The sequence below is a fragment of the Agromyces zhanjiangensis genome (genome assembly GCF_040496055.1).
Classification (GTDB): domain Bacteria; phylum Actinomycetota; class Actinomycetes; order Actinomycetales; family Microbacteriaceae; genus Agromyces; species Agromyces zhanjiangensis.
This window is the reverse complement of sequence record NZ_JBEPKB010000003.1, coordinates 389,358-403,266: the sequence shown is the minus strand read 5'-3', so window position 1 is coordinate 403,266 and position 13,909 is coordinate 389,358. Positions and strand designations below refer to the sequence as shown.

The 13,909-nt window shown below is 73.6% G+C and carries 11 protein-coding genes; 7 read left to right on the top strand and 4 right to left on the bottom strand.

The window, feature by feature from the left end:
• The first annotated feature begins 42 nt into the window (after positions 1–42).
• The 3 genes from ABME02_RS08170 to ABME02_RS08160 all read left to right on the top strand — a co-directional run bounded on the left by ABME02_RS08170 (position 43) and on the right by ABME02_RS08160 (position 2,156).
• Complete coding sequence (locus ABME02_RS08170) at positions 43–912, top strand: TspO/MBR family protein (RefSeq protein ID WP_353814783.1); 870 nt, start codon at positions 43–45, stop codon at positions 910–912.
• 81 nt (positions 913–993) lie between these two features.
• Positions 994–1,674: an alpha/beta hydrolase family protein gene (locus ABME02_RS08165; RefSeq protein ID WP_353814782.1), complete on the top strand. Its 681-nt coding sequence runs from the start codon at positions 994–996 to the stop codon at positions 1,672–1,674.
• 77 nt (positions 1,675–1,751) lie between these two features.
• Positions 1,752–2,156 (top strand): TM2 domain-containing protein, encoded by a 405-nt coding sequence (locus ABME02_RS08160; protein ID WP_353814781.1) that lies wholly within the window; start codon positions 1,752–1,754, stop codon positions 2,154–2,156.
• 19 nt (positions 2,157–2,175) lie between these two features.
• Here the strand turns inward: ABME02_RS08160 and ABME02_RS08155 are convergent, their stop codons facing one another.
• Positions 2,176–2,931: an SDR family NAD(P)-dependent oxidoreductase gene (locus ABME02_RS08155; protein WP_353814780.1), complete on the bottom strand. Its 756-nt coding sequence runs from the start codon at positions 2,929–2,931 to the stop codon at positions 2,176–2,178.
• Positions 2,932–3,120: 189 nt separating this feature from the next.
• On the opposite strand from ABME02_RS08155, the gene ABME02_RS08150 reads away from it, so the two are divergent.
• Entirely contained in the window at positions 3,121–4,728 is a 1,608-nt protein-coding gene (locus tag ABME02_RS08150; protein WP_353814779.1) for a molybdopterin-dependent oxidoreductase, read from the top strand.
• 402 nt (positions 4,729–5,130) lie between these two features.
• Positions 5,131–5,652 (top strand): hypothetical protein, encoded by a 522-nt coding sequence (locus ABME02_RS08145; RefSeq protein ID WP_353814778.1) that lies wholly within the window; start codon positions 5,131–5,133, stop codon positions 5,650–5,652.
• Between the two features lie 42 nt (positions 5,653–5,694).
• Here the strand turns inward: ABME02_RS08145 and ABME02_RS08140 are convergent, their stop codons facing one another.
• The 3 genes from ABME02_RS08140 to ABME02_RS08130 are packed head-to-tail and all read right to left on the bottom strand — an operon-like array spanning position 5,695 to position 10,087.
• Complete coding sequence (locus ABME02_RS08140) at positions 5,695–7,452, bottom strand: amidase (protein WP_353814777.1); 1,758 nt, start codon at positions 7,450–7,452, stop codon at positions 5,695–5,697.
• On the bottom strand, positions 7,449–8,498 hold the full coding sequence (locus ABME02_RS08135; RefSeq protein ID WP_353814776.1) for an agmatine deiminase family protein: 1,050 nt from the start codon (positions 8,496–8,498) through the stop codon (positions 7,449–7,451). Before ABME02_RS08135 ends, ABME02_RS08140 begins: the two co-directional genes overlap by 4 nt.
• Complete coding sequence (locus ABME02_RS08130; RefSeq protein ID WP_353814775.1) at positions 8,495–10,087, bottom strand: purine-cytosine permease family protein; 1,593 nt, start codon at positions 10,085–10,087, stop codon at positions 8,495–8,497. The genes ABME02_RS08135 and ABME02_RS08130 overlap by 4 nt, the downstream gene beginning before the upstream one ends.
• Before the next feature lie 101 nt (positions 10,088–10,188).
• Here ABME02_RS08130 and ABME02_RS08125 point away from each other — a divergent pair, with 101 nt between their 5' ends.
• Positions 10,189–10,818, top strand: a complete 630-nt coding sequence (locus tag ABME02_RS08125; protein WP_353814774.1) for a TetR/AcrR family transcriptional regulator — start codon at positions 10,189–10,191, stop codon at positions 10,816–10,818.
• Positions 10,819–10,909: 91 nt separating this feature from the next.
• On the top strand, positions 10,910–13,777 hold the full coding sequence (locus ABME02_RS08120; protein ID WP_353814773.1) for a helix-turn-helix transcriptional regulator: 2,868 nt from the start codon (positions 10,910–10,912) through the stop codon (positions 13,775–13,777).
• The last annotated feature ends 132 nt before the right edge of the window (positions 13,778–13,909 follow it).

Sequence of the window (13,909 nt, the reverse complement as noted above, 5' to 3'; positions counted from 1 at the left end):
GGCACCGCTTCGTACGCTGGGCGCGCGAGAAGGGAGGCGACCGTGACATCGACCGAAGCGACCCGCGACCGGCGACGACCGTCCGCCGCGCGCGGCACCGCCGCCGACACGGTGCGCCAGGTCGTCGTGCTCGCCACCTCGCTGCTCGCGATCGTGGCCGCGTTCGTCGGATCGGGCGCCGCGGGCGGGACGCCGATCCAGGACGCGGCGGGCGGGTGGCTCGACGCCGACTCGACGCTCATCGCCCCGGCACGGCCTGCCTTCGGCATCTGGAGCGTGATCTACACCGGCATGCTCGCGTACGCGATCTTCCAGGTGCTCCCGGCCCTGCGGACGAGCGCCCGGCACCGTCGCATCGGCTACGCCGTCGCCGCATCGCTCGTCCTGAACGCCGTCTGGATCGGCGTCGTGCAGCTCGACCTGCTGTGGGCGAGCCTGCCGGTCATCGTCATCCTGCTCGCGGTGCTCGCGTGGCTCTTCGTGCAGCTGCGACGGATGCCGCCGAGCGGCGTCGTCGATGCGGTCGTCACCGACGGCTCCATCGGCCTGTACCTCGGCTGGGTGATCGTCGCGACGGCCGCGAACGCGACGGCGGTGCTGCAGGCCGCCGGGTTCGAGGGGTGGGGCCTTCCCGCCGAGGCATGGGCCATCATCGTGCTCGCGGCGGCCGCCGCGGTGGGCGTCGCCCTGGCCTGGTGGGGCCGTGGCCGGATCGCTCCGGCGCTGTCGCTCGCCTGGGGGCTCGCGTGGGTCGCGGTGGGACGCCTCACGGACGAGCCGGCGTCGGCGGCGACGGGCATCGCCGCCGTGATCGCGGCTGCGGTCGTCATCGTGGTCACCCTCGTCGTCCGGATCGGGGCCATGCGCTCCACGGGCGACGACCGGCGGGTGGGGACCCCCGGGACGAGGTGACACGGATGCTGCGCGGGGGCGCAGCGCGCGGGCCGGGACGTTTCGGGTCGTCCCGGCCCGCCTCTCGTGCACGATGGACGCATGAGCGACGACGAACGAACCCTCTCGATCGACGTGGGTGACGGCATCGGCGAGGTGCCCGCCGTCCTCCGGCGGCCGGACGGCGCGACCGCCATCGTCGTCGTCGCACACGGTGCCGGCGCCGGCATGGGGCATCCGTTCATCACTGGGTTCTGTCGGGCGCTCGGCGACCTCGGCGTGGCGACGCTGCGCTTCGACTTCCCGTACCGCGCGGCGGGTCGCCGCTTCCCGGATCGCCCGCCGGTCGCGATCGCCACCTGGCGGGCGGTCATGGCCGCCGCCCGCGCCGAGGCGGCCGACGGCGAACCGGTCTGGGCGTCGGGCAAGTCGTTCGGCGGGCGCATGGCGTCGATGGCCGTGGCCGAGGGCATGGATGCCGCGGGGCTGGTCTTCCTCGGCTACCCGCTGCACCCGCCCGGTCGACCCGAGAAGTCGCGCGACGAGCACTTCGGGGAGCTCACCGGCGTGCCGATGCTGTTCCTGCAGGGGCGCAACGACCCGTTCGCGATCCCGAACGAGCAGCTCGACGCGCTCGTCGCGGGCCTCGCCCCCTCGGCGGTGCTCGACTGGATCGAGGGCGCGAACCACTCGTTCGAGGTGAAGGGCGCGAAGCGCAGCGCCGTCGAGATCGGGGCCGGGCTCGCGCCGCGCGTGGCCGGGTTCGTCGAGCAGCACGCCTGAGTCGGTCGCGGGACCTAGGGCCTCGCAGCGCGCCGCTCCCCGACGGCATCGTGGACGGTGACGAAGGGGGAATCGTCATGACCGCCTACCCGCCGGGCCCGGCGTCCGGCCAGAACCCTCAGGTCGCGCGGGCGGCGCAGGACGCGACCTCGGACCGCTCGTTCGTCGTCACCTGGCTCTTCGCGTGGCTGCTCGGCGTGTTCGGCGTCGACCGCTTCTACCTCGGCAAGGTCGGCACGGGCATCCTGAAGCTCCTCACCGTCGGCGGCTTCGGCATCTGGTGGCTCGTCGACCTCGTGCTGACGCTCGCCAACAGCGCGAGGGACGGCGACGGCCGGCGCGTGCTCGGCACCCGGCAGGAGCAGACGATCGCGTGGATCGTGACCGCCGCCGTCATCCTGTTCGGCTGGGTCATGAGCGCGGTGACGCAGTCGTTCACGTACCTCACCGATCAGCTGGTCCCGCTGGCGCCCTGGCTGTAGCGGGCGGCGGGTCGGCGCGTCACACCGCGGTGTAGCCGCCGTCGACGAGGTGGTAGCTGCCCGTGATGAAGCTCGCGGCGTCGCTCGCGAGGAACGCGACGAGCGCGGCGACCTCCTCGGGTTCGCCGAGCCGGCCGATCGGGTGCTTGCCGACGAGGAACTGCTGCGTCGCCTCGTCGAGGTTCGCGTCGATCAGGGGCGTCTTGATGAAGCCGGGGCCGACCGAGTTCACGCGCACGCCCTGGTCGGCGTACTCGATCGCCGCGTTCTTGGTCAGCCCGACCAGTCCGTGCTTGGCGCTGACGTAGGCCGACGCGCTCGCGAACCCCACCGAGCCGAGGATCGACGCGACGTTGACGATCGCGCCGCCCCCGTTGCCGGCGATCGCGGGCAACTGCGCGCGCATGTTGTGGAAGATCGAGCTGAGGTTGACGGAGATCACGGTGTCCCAGCTGTCGACCGGGTAGTCGCCGATCAGGGCGCTCGCGCCGCCGATGCCGGCATTGTTCACGGCGAGCCGCAGCGGGGCGAGCCTGCCGGCCGCCTCGACGGATGACGCGACCCACGCGGGGTCGGTGACGTCGCCCACGGATGCCTCGGCGGTGCCGCCCGCGGAACGGATCTCCTCGACCACCCCCGCGGCATGGTCGGCGTCGAGGTCGTTGACGATCACGGCGGCGCCGTTCGCGGCGAGCAGGAGGGCGACCGACCGGCCGATGCCGCTGCCGGCTCCCGTCACGATCGCCGAACGGTCGGAGACGTCGTAGGTGGCCATGGTGTGCTCCTCACGTGGGGATTGGATGCGTGCGACGGCCCCGGGGGCCGTCGTCCGCTCCACGCTATGCGCGATGGCGCGACGTGTGCAGGGCCTTGCGTCCCGCACGGTGATCGGTCGCCATTACGAACCGCTTACAGGTGCCGGGGCACAGGTCCCGCGCCCCTGAGACCGACGTAGCCTGAGGGCATGCCGACCGACCGCGAGCCACTCGGACGGCTGCGTCCCGCGCTGGCGGGCGTCGCGGCCGCGACGTTCGGCGCCGGGGCCGGGGAACTCACGGCGGCGATCATCGCCTCGACCGCCTCGCCGTTCGCGTCGATCGGCGGCCTGCTCATCGACCTCGCCCCACCGTGGGCGAAGGATGCCGCGATCGCCCTGTTCGGCACCGCGGACAAGGCCGCGCTGCTGATCGGCGTGGGCGTGGTGCTGGTCGGCGTCGGCGCCGCGGCCGGCGTGCTGGAGGCGCGGCACCCCCGCTGGGGGCGCGGCGTCTTCGCGCTCCTCGGCGTGTTCGGGGCCCTCGCCGCGGCGACGCGGGCGAACGCGTCGCTCCTCGCGATCCTGCCGGCGGCCATCGGCGCGCTCGCGGCGATGGGTGCGCTGTCGATGTTGCTCACCCGGCTGCCCGCGGCACACCCCGTGGCGGCGGTCGGCGCCTCGCCGGGATCGGGCGCGGCGGCGGCCGACCCCGGGGCGCCGGATGCGGGCGATGCGCGGGTCGACGGCCTCGATCGGCGCCGCTTCCTGGCGTGGGCGGGCGGAACGGCGGCGGTCGGCGTCCTCGCCGCGATCGCGTCGACCACGCTGTCGGCCGGCTCGCGCGCGGTGAGCACGGTCCGCGAGGCGCTCCGGCTTCCCTCGGCGACGACGAGGGCATCGGTCCCGGCCTCCGCCGAGCTCGGCATCGACGGACTCGCCCCCGTGATCACGCCCAACGGCGAGTTCTACCGCATCGACACCGCGTTGAACGTGCCGCAGGTCGACCCGGTGGAGTGGCGGCTGCGGATCCACGGCCTCGTGGACCGGGAGGTCGAGCTGACGTGGGACGAGCTTCTCGCCCTGCCGCTCGGGGAGAGCGTGACGACGCTCGCGTGCGTGTCGAACGAGGTCGGCGGCGAGCTCATCGGCACCGCCGTGTGGCTCGGCTACCCGATCCGTGAGCTGCTCGCACGCGCCGTGCCGAACGCCGACGCCGACATGGTGCTCTCGCGGAGCATCGACGGCTTCACGGCGTCGACGCCGCTCGAAGTGCTCACCGACCCGGGCCGCGAGGCGGTCCTCGCGGTCGGCATGAACGGCACGCCGCTGCCCGTCGAGCACGGCTTCCCGGTGCGGATGGTCGTCCCGGGCCTGTACGGCTACGTCTCGGCGACGAAGTGGGTGACGGATCTCGAGGTCACGCGGTTCGACCGCGATCGCGCGTACTGGTCGGACCGTGGTTGGAGCGAGCGCGGCCCCATCAAGCTGTCATCGCGCATCGACGTGCCCCGCGTGGGCCAGTCCGTCGCCGCCGGGCCCGTCGTCGTCGCCGGCGTCGCCTGGCACCAGCACACGGGCGTCTCAGCGGTCGAGGTCCAGGTCGACGACGGCGCATGGCAGCCCGCGACCCTCGCGACGGCGATCTCGGCCGACACGTGGGTGCAGTGGCGGTACGAGTGGGATGCCGCTCCCGGCCGCCACACGATCCGCGTGCGTGCGACCTCCGCCGACGGCGAGGTCCAGACCGCCGAGCGCGCCCCGGTCGCCCCCGACGGCGCGACGGGCCACCACGAGCGCACCTTCGACGTCCGCTGAGCGTTCCGACGCGACCTGAGCTTTCCGACGCGACCTGGGCGTTCCGACGCGGCCGTCCTCCACCCCACCACCGGGCGGGCCGTTCTCCACGGTTTCGAAGCGGCCTCCCGCGCGCCGCTGATCTGCGCCGACGCTTGGGGTTGTCCGCGGATTCGGCGGTACTCCGGTACCCGGTGTTGCGGTACTCCGGTACCCGGTGTTGCGGTACTTCGGTACCGATTTCGGCGGAGGTGATGGCCCCGGTCGGGTTGCGATGGCACGGCGGCGGGGATGGTGAAGGGCGTGCCGACCGGTGGTGAGACCACGACAGCGACGGGGACGCCGACAACGACGGCAACCGCGACAACGACGACGACGACGAACAGCGACAGCGACCCCATGACGTGCGTGCAGGGAGGGACGATGACGGAGAAGCCCATCAAGGTCGACGCCACGACCGATCGGACGGTCTCCGAGCTCGCGTACTTCCTGCGGACCACGAAGAAGGCCGTCGTGGCGACCGCCGTCGCCGACTACGCCGAACGGCGCGATCGCTACCCCGAGGCGGCGGAGAACCGAAGCGAGACCGACCACGAGCCCGGCCGACACGGGACGCGCCGCGGTCGCGACGCGCGCCCGACGATCCTCCACCTCACGCCGCTCGAGCGGCTCGCGCTCCGGCGGAGGGAGCTCACGCGCACGTTCGCCGAGCGGGGAGCCGGCGACATCCGGATCCTCGACACCGGGGCCGCGGAGGCGGGCGAGGCGGAACTCGTCCTCCTCGCGGAGACCGACCTCGTCGACGGCGGGCAGGCCGCCTGGGACCTCTCGCGTGTTGCGTCCCGTCTTCTCGGTGTCCGCGTCGAGGTGATCTCGACGGCGATGCTCCGACTCTTCGACAAGGACGGCCTCCGGTGGTCACTCGAGCACTCGCGCCCCCTCTGAGGCACCGGTCACCCGGTCACCGTGACCGGGTGCCGGGCCGGCTCAGCCGAGGCGCGGGGTCCGGGGCGGCGCGGTGCGGCGGGGCGCGAGCGCCTCGAAGGCGGCGGCGAGGGCCAACAGGGCCGTGTCGTCGTAGGCACGGCCGGCGAACGTGAGGCCCACCGGCATCCGGATGTCGCCCATGAGGCCCATCGGCACCGTCACGGTCGGGATGCCCAGGTGCCGGGGCACGAGGTTGCCGTTCGCGACCCAGACGCCGTTGCGCCAGCCGAGGTCGGCCGAGGCCGGGTCCACGTCCATGTCCGACGGGCCCACGTCGGCGACGGCCGGGAACGCGACCGCGTCGAGGCCGAGCTCGTCCATCCACTGCTCGAGGTCGACGCGGCGCGTCTCCTCGAGGCCGCGCAGCCCGTCCTCCAGTTCGGGCATGTCGTCCCACGTCGCGCCGGGGTGGGCGCGCACCCAGCCGGGATACTCGGCGATGTCGTCGTCGAAGCCCGTGTAGCGATCGGGCAGCGCGCCCTTGGGGTGCGGGAAGATCCGCGCCCCGTCGACGTCGGCGAGCGTCGAGAGCCCCGGGTCGCCGTTGGCCTGCAGGAAGTCCTCCCAACCCCACGCCGAGAGGTCGATGATCTCGCGCTTCAGGTATTCCGGCGAGACGAGTCCGCGCGTCGCGATCGTGGGCGCGCCCGGGCGGTCGCCCTCGTAGTTCGACACCACGGGGAAGTCGACGAGCACGACCTCGGCACCGGCCGCCTCGAGGTCGCGGCGCGCCGCCTCCCAGAGTTCGATCACCGAAGCGCGCGTCTCGATGCGCTGCCCGGTCGCCCCGCCGATTCCGACGGTCTCCCCCGGCCCGGCCGTGCCCGCGTCGGGGTCGGCGTTGACGTACATGCGCGGCACGCCGATGCGCGTCCCGGCGAGCGCGGCCGGCGCGCCGGCGGCATCCGTCGCCAACGCGGGGTACGACGCCGGGCGCACGGCGGATGCCGCGGGCAGCTCGATCCACGGCTGCGCGCGCCAGAAGTCGCCGCGCGTCTCGGGGTCGTCGGCGACGATCACGTCGAGCACCTCGAACAGGTCGGCCATGGTGCGCGTCTGCGGCACGACGACGTCCATGGTCGGCACGAGCGGCCAGTTGCCGCGGGTCGAGATCACTCCGCGCGACGGCGTGTACGCGCACAGCGCGTTGTTCGACGCGGGCGCGCGGCCCGACGACCAGGTCTCCTCGCCGAGGCCGAACGCCGCGAACGACGACGCCGTCGCGGTGCCCGACCCGTTGGACGAGCCCGAGCCGAACGCGGCCGTGAGGAACTCCGCGTTGTAGGGGCTCTCGGCACGGCCGTAGACGCCGCGCTGCATGCCGCCGTTGGCCATGGGCGGCATGTTCGTCAGCCCGAGGCAGATCGCGCCGGAGCCGCGGAGGCGCTCGATCGTGAACGCGTCCCGCTGCGCGACGAGGTCGGCGAACGCGGGCGAGCCGGATGCCGCGGTGAGCCCCCGCACGAGGTAGGAGTCCTTCGCGGTGTACGGGATGCCGTCGAGCGGGCCGAGCAGCTCGCCGCTCGCGCGGCGCGCGTCCGAGGCGCGGGCCTCGTCGAGCGCCTCGGGGTTGCGGACCACGACGGCGTTCAGTGCCGTCTCGGTGTCGGGCCCGTCGTAGGCGTCGATGCGGGCGAGGTACGCCTCGACGAGCTCGACGGCCGTGGTGCGACCGGCGACGAGGGCGGCGCGCAGGTCGGCGATCGAGGCCTCGACGACGTCGATGCCGGTGCGGGGGTCGGTGGTGGTGGCGCTCATCGGTTCGCCTCCTCGTCGGGCAGCGCGGGCTGCTGCTGGGTGATGCAGTGGATGCCGCCGCCGCGCGCGAAGATCGGGCGCGCGTCGACCGTGGAGACCGTCCGGCCGGGGTACGCGTCGGCGAGGATCGCCGCCGCACGCTCGTCGGCCTCGGGCTCGCCGAAGCCGCAGGCCACGACGCCGTCGTTCACGACGAGGTGATTCACGTAGCTCCAGTCGACGAAGCCCTCGTCGTCCCGCAGGGTCGCGGGTGCGGGGAGGTCCACGACCTCGAGGCGCCGCCCCGCGGCATCCGTCTCGCCCTCGAGCAGCTCGCGCAGCTCGCGCGTGACCTCGTGGTCGGGGTGCGCCGGGTCGGCCTGGTGGTGGAGCAGCACGCGGCCGGGCGAGGTGAACGTCGCGACGATGTCGACGTGGCCGTTCGTGCCGAAGTCGTCGTAGTCGCGGGTGAGGCCGCGCGGCAGCCAGATCGCCGTCGTGGCGCCGATCGTGCGGGCCATCTCGGCCTCGACCCGGGCGCGGTCGGCGAACGGGTTCCGGCGCGGGTCGAGCTGCACGGTCTCGGTGAGCAGCACCGTGCCCTCGCCGTCGACGTGGATGCCGCCGCCTTCGTTCACGAGCACCGAGCTCACGAGCTCGGCGCCGACCTGCGCGGCCGCGAACCGGGCGATCTCGGCCGAGACCCTCCACTCGGCCCACGCGGGGGCGCCCCAGCCGTTGAAGGTCCAGTCGACCGCGCCCAGCACGCCGGGCCGCTCGTCGTCGACCACGAACGTGGGGCCGAAGTCGCGCATCCAGAACTCGTCGAGCGGGGCCTCGACGATCTCGACGTGGGAGCCGAGCATGCGGCGCGCGCGATCGAGCTCGGTCGGGTCGACGACCATCGTCACGGGCTCGAACTCGGCGACCGCGTGGGCGACGGCGGTCCACGCCGCGTACCCCTCCTCGCGGTGGGCGTCGCCCTCGCCGAGGGTGATCCCCTCGCGCGGGAACGCCATCCAGGTGCGCTCGTGGCGGGCCGTCTCGGCGGGCATGCGCCAGCTCATGCGTGGTCTCCGTTCGTGCGGGCGGATGCCGCGGCATCCGTCTCGATGATGGCAGCAGGGGCGGCCGACGCCGCGCCCGGTCGCTTCGCGGGGTCGCGGTACGGGTCGGTGGTCAGCCAGAGCAGGGCGTAGATGCCGGCGCCGAGCACCGGTCCGACGAGGGCCGACAGGTCGGCGCCGCCGAGGGCGTTCGAGATCGGTCCGACGTAGAGGGTGGTGTTCGCCGAGAGCACGGCGATCGTGATGGCCGTCACCATCGCGACGACGCCCGGCAGGAACACGCCGCCGTGGTACCAGAACGGTCCGCCGCGGCGTGTGTCGTCGAGCGCGGCGCCGTCGTAGCGGTTGCGTCGCAGCACGATGTCGATCGCGTAGATCGACACGAGCGGGCCGAACACCGTGACCGCGAGCTCGAGCGAGGCGCTCAGCGCGTCGAGGAAGCTCGGCGACAGGAACAGGACCCATCCGGCGGCGGCCGTCGCGACGATGCCGGTGACGATCGTGGTCGCAGCGCGCGAGATGCGCTCGGCGAGCGCCTGCGCGTAGAAGCCGGTCGAGTACGCGACGAGCACGTTGTTCGTGATGCTCGAGAGCACGATCATGCCGAGGAAGAGGGGCGTGAACCACGCCGGCACGATCTCGCCGATGGTGAGCTCGGGGTCGGTCATGTCGATCGCGGTGCCGGCGACGACGCCGAGCGCACCGATGAGCACGGCCGGGACGAAGCCGCCGAGGGCGGTGTACCAGGCGACGGCCTTCTTCGAGACGTCCGCCGGCAGGTAGCGGGCGTAGTCGGCGCCGATGCCCCACGAGAGCGGGCTCGAGGCGACGATCGCGAGGCCGAGCATCACGAGCGCCCAGTGGTCGGCGACGGGCAGCGGCTCGACAGCATACGTCCAGTCGGCCGCGCCGAACACGAACACCGCGAGGACCACGAACACCACGGCGAGCGCGGCCGAGAACCACGGGGCGAGCGCGAGGATCGTCGCGTGTCCGTAGACGCCGATGACGAAGCTCAGGACGCCGATGACGGCGAGCACGATCCACTCGCCTCCGGCCGGCAGCCCGATCCCGAAGTGGGCGAGCAGCGCGATGGCGCCGAGCGTGGCGAACGCGACGTTGATGATCTCGTAGAAGAGGCCGATGAGCACGCCGAGGCCGGCGCCGAAGACCTTGTTGCCGCGGATGCCGAACATGGCGCGCATGATCGACACGCTCGGCGAGCCCGAGACCGGGCCGCTGACGGCGAGCCAGCCGACGAGCGCCCACCAGAGGTTGCCGACGACGGTGATCGCGAGCGCCTCCCAGAGCGGCAGGCCGAGCAGCATGAGCACGCCGCCGACGACGAAGTAGAGGTAGCCGACGTTCGCCGACATCCACACCCAGAAGAGGCTCGACGGGCGCCCGTGGCGCTCGGAGGCGGGGACGTGCTCGGTGCCGTGCTGCTCGACGTGGCCGACTCGGTCGGCGGCCGGGGCGTCGTGTGGCGCGTGGTTGGCGCGGGCGGGGGCGGATGCCGCGGCCGCGGCGGGTGCGGAGGGCGTCGCGGCGGCGTCGGCGCGGATCTCCTCCGGGGTCTGGATGCTCATGTGCGGAACCTCATCGTTCGACGGCGGGATGCTCGATCGAGCAGATCGATATATTGATCATGCGATCAATAAGGTGGGACATTACCTAGACTGGCCTGACGATGTCAACACCCGTCCGTACCCGCGCGACTCGCAAGAGCCCCGCCGAGCGCTCCGCCGAGATCGCCGAGGCGGCGCGCCTGCTCGCCCTCGAGCAGGGTCTGACGGCCGTCACGCTGCGCGCCATCGCCGCCCGCGCCGGCGTCACGCCGGCGCTCGTCGCGCACTACCAGCCGAGCATGGACGCGCTCGTGGCCGACACCTTCGCGACCATCGTCGCCGCCGAGGTCGACGAGGTCGCCGAGTTCCTCGCCGCCCGACCGGGGCCACGCGAACGGGTCGGCGCCCTCCTCGACACGCTCCTCGACGGCACGCGCGACGACGTGACCGTCGTCTGGGTCGAGGCGTGGGCGATGGGCCGCCGCAACGAGGCGCTCGCGGCATCCGTCCGCGAGCAGATGGACGCGTGGCAGGTCGTCGTGCAGGGCGTCATCGAGGACGGCGTGGCGAACGCCGGGTTCCGGACCGACGATGCCGGCGCCGCCGCGTGGCAGCTCCTGGGCATGATCGACGGTCTCAACGCGCAGGCGCTCGTGCGGTGGGGCGACGCGAGCGCACGCGGCTCGATGATCCACGGCGCGGTCGAGGGCATGCTCGGGCTCGAGCGCGGGGCGCTCGGCGCGCTCGGCTGAGTCCACCGACGAACGCGGGCCGTCCGCGACATCCGGAGTTCTTCCTCGATTTTCGGTGAGCAAGCCTCAGATACGTGGCAGACTGTGCCGCATGGGGGTCGTATCGCCGCGCCTCGCCGGTCGCGAGCGCGAACTCGCCGTGCTCTCGCACGAGCTCGCCGCCGTCGTCGACGGCGACGCTCGCACCGTCCTCCTCCGCGGCGAACCCGGGATCGGCAAGACCGCGCTGATGGATGCCGCGCGCCGCGGACTCGGCTCGCCGACGACCGTCCTCACCGCGAGGAACCTCCCCCTCACGACCCGCGTGCCGAACCTCGCCGTCCGTGCGCTCCTCAAGCAGGCCGGCGAGCTCGAGCGCGCCGACGCCGAGCATCGACCGCCGCCCATCGCGCTCGACGCCGCAGTCGACCGGCTCCTCCGGCGCGGTCCGGTCGTCATCGCGATCGACGACCTGCACTGGGCCGACACGAGCACGCTCGACGCACTGATGTTCCTCGCCGGCGGCCCGGAGGATCGTCGCCTCGGCATCATCGGGACGATGCGATCGGGCTCGGGCAGACCGATCGACCGCTGGCGGGCCGACCTGATGCGGCTGCCGTCGACGCGGGCGATCGAGGTCGAGTCGCTCGACCGACCGGGCATGCGCGAACTCGTCGCGGACGTGCTCGGGTCGCCGCCGCACGAGGCGCTCGTGAGCGACGTGCTCGCGCGGACGCGCGGCAACCCGTACCACGCGACACTGCTGCTCGAGGGCGTCCGGCCGTCGGCGACCACCGCACCGGCGACCGTCGCCGCCGACCTCGGCGCGGCGCTGCTGCAGGCCTGGTCGCAGCTCCCGCGCGAGACGCAGGAGCTCTGCACGATGCTCGCCCTGCACGGCAAGCCCGTCCGCGTCCGCACCCTCATGGAGGTCGACCCGACCTGGGCCGACGCCGAACGCGACCTGCGCCCCGCGCTCGCCGTGCAGGTGCTCGACACCGACGACGAGGGCCGCGTCTGGTTCCACCACCCCCTCACGGCCGAGATCCTCGTGGCCTCCGTCCCCGACCGCGAGCGCCGCGATCGGCACGCCGCGCTCGCACGGAGCACCGCGATGGCCATCGCGCACGGCGAGGACTCGCCGGAACTCCTCGTCGACCTGGCGGACCACCTCTCGGCCGCGGGCGACCCCGCGGGATGCCTCGAGGCGAGTCGGCGGGCGATCGACGCCCTCGCGCATTCGGGCGACCGGCTGACGCGGCTGAGGCTCCTGCGGCGGAGCGTCCGGATCACGGGGGACCCGTCGTTCCGTTCGGCGGACGCGGGCAGGGCAGCGCGTCCCGACGACCGCCGCCGACTCCTCGAGGAATGGGCCGCCGCCGCCGCGTCCGTCGGCGCGCCCGAGGACGAGTACGAGGCGCTCGGCGGGCTCCTCGACGAGGTGGACGCCGATGCCGAGCCGCTCCGTGCGGCCGGGCTGATGCTGCAGCGCCAGCGCCTCCAGTTCCGGATCGGCGGAGACCTCGCCGACCCCGAGCCCGCCCGTGAGGCCCTGCGCCTCGCCGCCACGTCACCGGACGGCCCGGAGTACGCCCTGGCGCTCGTGGAGCTCGCGCACGCCGAGATCCTCACGGCCGATCCCGGTTGCGTCGCGCACGTCGCCGAGGCGATCGAGCGCGCCACGAGGCTCGGCGACACCGGTGTGCTCGCCGACGCGCTGGCCGTGAGCGGGCAGCTCGCGGCGCTCACGCGCGACCTCGAGCGTGCCCGCGCCCTCGCCGCGCAGGCCCTCGACGTCGCGCTGCCGAACGGGCACTACTGGTCCGGGATGCTCGCCGCCTTCTGGGAGGCGTACGCCATGCCCGACTACCCGGCGGCCCTGCGAGCGCTGCGTCGCGCTCGCGAACGGCTGGGCGACGCCGGCGCGCCGTACCTCGTGACCGCGACGGTCGCGCTCACCGAGGCGCGGACGGCGATCACCGTGGGCGACGTGACCGACGCGCGCGCCGCACTCAGGTACGTGCGATCCGATGACCCACCCGTGTACATCGCGATGGGACTGGCCAACGTGTCGGCGATCCTGGCCGCCCAGCAGGGCCGGGCCGACGACGCCGAGGCGTACCTGCAGCGGGCCGAGGAGCAGTTCCCCGACGTGCCGTCGTACGCGGTCTCCACGCAGGCCCATTCCCGCGCCCTCGCGCACTTCGCCGAGGGCGACCCCGAGGCGGCGCTCGAGGTGCTCGAGCGCGTGCTGGCGACCGACCCCGGGGACAACTCGTGCGAGTGGCTCGTTCCGCTCGCGGCGCGCGCGCTCGCCGACCTCGCGCAGCGGGCCCGGGATCGTCACGGATCCGATGCCGAGGCCGTCGACCGCCTCGACGCCTTCGAGGACCGGCATCCGCACGTCCTCGCCCGCACGCTCGGCATCTCGTACCCGTCCGACCTCGCCGCGCTCGATGCGCTGTACGCGGCCGAACGCGCCCGGGCGCGCGACCGGCCCGAGGCCGGGGACCTCTGGTCGGCTGCGGTCGAGGAATGCGCGTCGGCACGACTGGCGTGGGAGGAGGCGTACGCGTGCCGCCGCGGCGCCGAGCACGACCTGACGAGCGACGACGGTCGGCGCGACCGCGCCGTCGCGCTGCTCCGGCGCGGGGCCGCGCTCGCCAGGCGACTGGAGGCCGATTCCCTCACGGCGGAGCTCGAGTCGCTCGCGCAGTGGTCGCGGGTCCGCCTCCACGACGACCGCTGGGCGGACGACGACGAGGCGGTCGACCGCATCGGCGACGCGGCGCTCACCCGGCGCGAACGCGAACTGCTGCCCTACATCGTCGACGGCCGCACCTACGCCGAGATCGCCGCGCTCCTCACCATCAGCGAGAAGACCGTCAGCTCGCACATCTCGAACCTCCTGCGGAAGACCGGTGCGGCCAACCGCGTCGACCTGGCTCGGATGGCGCAGGCCCGCGAACGCTCGGCGTGAGCCGACGCATCCGCTCGCCTCGACGGGCGATGCGCGCCGGGGCGGGCGACCCGGGCGACGCGTGCGACGTCGAAGCCCGTCACCCGCCGTGATGTCGGATGCCGCGGCTACGGTGGTCTCGATCGAAGCGGC

What these genes read in the sequence shown, in the direction of transcription:
- ABME02_RS08125 (WP_353814774.1), top strand. Translation starts at nt 10,189, where the DNA reads ATGTCAACACCCGTCCGTACCCGCGCGACTCGCAAGAGCCCCGCCGAG.
- ABME02_RS08150 (WP_353814779.1), top strand. Translation starts at nt 3,121, where the DNA reads ATGCCGACCGACCGCGAGCCACTCGGACGGCTGCGTCCCGCGCTGGCG.
- ABME02_RS08130 (WP_353814775.1), bottom strand. Translation starts at nt 10,087, where the DNA reads ATGAGCATCCAGACCCCGGAGGAGATCCGCGCCGACGCCGCCGCGACG.
- ABME02_RS08145 (WP_353814778.1), top strand. Translation starts at nt 5,131, where the DNA reads ATGACGGAGAAGCCCATCAAGGTCGACGCCACGACCGATCGGACGGTC.
- ABME02_RS08140 (WP_353814777.1), bottom strand. Translation starts at nt 7,452, where the DNA reads ATGAGCGCCACCACCACCGACCCCCGCACCGGCATCGACGTCGTCGAG.
- ABME02_RS08135 (WP_353814776.1), bottom strand. Translation starts at nt 8,498, where the DNA reads ATGAGCTGGCGCATGCCCGCCGAGACGGCCCGCCACGAGCGCACCTGG.
- ABME02_RS08160 (WP_353814781.1), top strand. Translation starts at nt 1,752, where the DNA reads ATGACCGCCTACCCGCCGGGCCCGGCGTCCGGCCAGAACCCTCAGGTC.
- ABME02_RS08165 (WP_353814782.1), top strand. Translation starts at nt 994, where the DNA reads ATGAGCGACGACGAACGAACCCTCTCGATCGACGTGGGTGACGGCATC.
- ABME02_RS08120 (WP_353814773.1), top strand. Translation starts at nt 10,910, where the DNA reads ATGGGGGTCGTATCGCCGCGCCTCGCCGGTCGCGAGCGCGAACTCGCC.
- ABME02_RS08155 (WP_353814780.1), bottom strand. Translation starts at nt 2,931, where the DNA reads ATGGCCACCTACGACGTCTCCGACCGTTCGGCGATCGTGACGGGAGCC.